The organism is Azospirillum doebereinerae, assembly GCF_003989665.1.
GTDB lineage: Bacteria > Pseudomonadota > Alphaproteobacteria > Azospirillales > Azospirillaceae > Azospirillum > Azospirillum doebereinerae.
This window is the reverse complement of the sequence record NZ_RZIJ01000110.1, coordinates 1-230: the sequence shown is the minus strand read 5'-3', so window position 1 is coordinate 230 and position 230 is coordinate 1. Positions and strand designations below refer to the sequence as shown.

Below are 230 nucleotides of genomic sequence, written 5' to 3'. Positions count from 1 at the left end.
GGGACCTGGACGCTGACGGGCGCGCAGCTTTCGGGCTTGACGCTGACGCCGCCGGCCGAGTTCAGCGGCAGCCTCGGGCTGACCGTGACGGCGACGGCGACGGTGAACGGCACGCAGGCCAGCCACAGCGAGGCGTTGACGGTCAACGTGGCCGCGGTGGCCGACGCGCCGGTGCTCAGCGTGGCGGCGGCCTCGGGCAGTGAGGATCAGGCCATCGCGTTGACGATCAG

At 72.6% G+C, this 230-nt stretch carries 1 protein-coding gene; it reads left to right on the top strand.

The features are described 5' to 3' along the window. A partial coding sequence (locus EJ913_RS32055) for a hypothetical protein (protein WP_185910049.1) occupies positions 1-230 on the top strand: 230 nt, incomplete at both ends.